The 2,348-nt window shown below is 62.6% G+C and carries 1 protein-coding gene and 1 pseudogene; both read left to right on the top strand.

All coding sequences use genetic code 11. The annotated features are described in order from the left end of the window. Positions 1-248: 248 nt before the first annotated feature. Entirely contained in the window at positions 249-1,646 is a 1,398-nt protein-coding gene (gene fumC / locus EN939_RS30360; RefSeq protein ID WP_127271337.1) for a class II fumarate hydratase, read from the top strand. 235 nt (positions 1,647-1,881) lie between these two features. Further along, positions 1,882-2,300: pseudogene (locus tag EN939_RS30355) on the top strand (DoxX family protein). Positions 2,301-2,348 lie beyond the last annotated feature (48 nt).

The following is a 2,348-nucleotide window of genomic DNA, read 5'->3' as shown; positions in this document are numbered from 1 at the left end:
GGGTCCTCCTTCGCAAGAATCCCCCGCCTTTGAGGGGAGATGGCAGCAGGCGTGGGGCGCCAGCCTCTTCCGGCGGCGATAAGAGGTCACGCCCGGTCGAACCGACCCCCTCTGTCGCCTTCGGCGACATCTCCCCTCGAGGGGGGAGATCACCTTCAACCGATTTGCATCAATCCCCTCCGCAATCTCCGCTTGAAGCCGTTTGTGCAACGCGATACGCCGTTGCCGACTTCGACAAGGAGAGACCCGTGACCGCTGCAAATACCAGAACCGAAACCGACACGTTCGGTCCCATCGAAGTTGCCGCCGACCGGTACTGGGGCGCGCAGGCGCAGCGTTCGCTCGGCAATTTCAAGATCGGCTGGGAGAAGCAGCCGGCGTCGATCGTGCGCGCGCTGGGCATCGTCAAGCGGGCGGCGGCCGAAGCCAACATGGAGCTCAAGCGGCTTGATCTTTCCATCGGCAAGACGATTGTCGAGGCGGCGCAAGAGGTCATCGACGGCAAGCTCGACGACCATTTCCCGCTGGTGGTCTGGCAGACCGGCTCGGGCACGCAGTCCAACATGAACGCCAATGAGGTGATCTCCAACCGTGCGATCGAGATGCTGGGCGGCGTCATGGGTTCCAAGAAGCCGGTGCATCCCAACGATCACGTCAATATGAGCCAGTCGTCGAACGACACCTATCCGACGGCCATGCACATCGCCTGCGCCGAACGCATCGTGCACGATCTGTTGCCGGCGCTGAAGCATCTGCACAAGGCGCTCGCCGCCAAGAGCAGAGAGTTCAATCACATCATCAAGATCGGCCGCACGCACACACAGGACGCCACCCCGCTAACGCTTGGCCAGGAGTTTTCGGGCTATGCAGCGCAGGTCGCCTCGTCGATCAAGCGCATCGAGCTGACATTGCCCGGCCTGCAGGAGCTGGCGCAGGGCGGCACCGCCGTCGGCACCGGCCTCAACGCGCCGGTCGGCTTCGCCGAAAGGGTGGCGGATCGCATCGCCAGCATTACGGGCATCGCCTTCGTCACCGCGCCGAACAAATTCGAGGCGCTGGCGGCCCATGATTCCATGGTGTTTTCGCACGGCGCCATCAATGCGGCGGCCGCCGCACTGTTCAAGATCGCCAACGACATCCGTTTCCTCGGTTCCGGCCCGCGTTCGGGCCTCGGCGAGCTGTCGCTGCCGGAAAACGAACCGGGCTCGTCGATCATGCCGGGCAAGGTCAACCCGACCCAATGCGAGGCGCTGACGCAGGTCTGCGTGCAGGTGTTCGGCAACAATGCGGCGCTCACCTTCGCCGGCAGCCAGGGTCATTTCGAGCTCAACGTCTACAACCCTCTGATGGCCTACAATTTCCTGCAGTCGGTGCAGTTGCTCTCCGACGCCTCGGTCTCCTTCACCGACAATTGCGTTGTCGGCATCGAGGCCCGCGAAGACAACATCAAGGCGGCACTCGACCGCTCGCTGATGCTGGTGACGGCGCTGGCGCCGACCATCGGCTACGACAATGCCGCCAAGATCGCCAAGACCGCGCACAAGAAGGGCACCACGCTGCGCGAGGAAGCGCTCGCCACCGGGCTGGTCAGCGACGCCGATTACGACCGGCTGGTGCGGCCGGAGGACATGACGCATCCGGGGTAGTCAATTCCAGGAAAAGTGTCTTGCGGTTTTCGGTCCGGAATTGCGTCAACCAAAAGCCCGGTATTTCGTGACGGGAGAATTTACTTCCGTCACGACGTGACCCGAAGCGAATTTTGCGCAGGCCGCCCGATCACGGAACGTAAGTACTGTGAACAATGTGTCGCCAGTCTGGTGGCTTTGGTGAACAGTCGGCTTGCTCTATCTCCCCGGTATCAACCCATCCCGGAGAGCCACAATGTCCATCAACACTTCAGTCGCCGGTTCCGGCGCATCCAATGCCTCGACCACCATCCTCCTCGGCCGCGTCCTGCTTGCCGTCATCTTCCTGCTTTCAGGCTTCGGCAAGCTGACCGCCATCGCCGGCAGGCGGGCTATTTCGGTGCCCTCGGCCTGCCCTTGCCGACCGTAACGGCCATTGTCGTCGGCCTGATCGAGCTTCTCGGCGGCCTCGCCATCCTCGTCGGCTTCAAGACCCGGATTGTTGCCTGGGTGCTGGCGATCTTCACCGTCGCCACCGGTTTGGTCGCCCATACCGGTTGGGCCGACCAGATGCAGATGATCCAGTTTCTCAAGAACCTCGCCATTGCGGGCGGCTTCCTCGTGCTGGCTTCCTCGGGCGCCGGCGCCTATTCGATCGACGCCAAGCGCGGCTGAGCCGAAAACTGGCAATAGCCGAACAAAAAGCGGCGCGGAATTTTCCGT

Origin of the sequence: Mesorhizobium sp. M7A.F.Ca.CA.002.05.1.1 (assembly GCF_003998335.1) — a bacterium.
Taxonomy (GTDB): Bacteria; Pseudomonadota; Alphaproteobacteria; order Rhizobiales; family Rhizobiaceae; genus Mesorhizobium.
The sequence above is the reverse complement of the archived record's forward strand: the minus strand, read 5'-3'. Positions and strand labels throughout refer to the sequence as shown.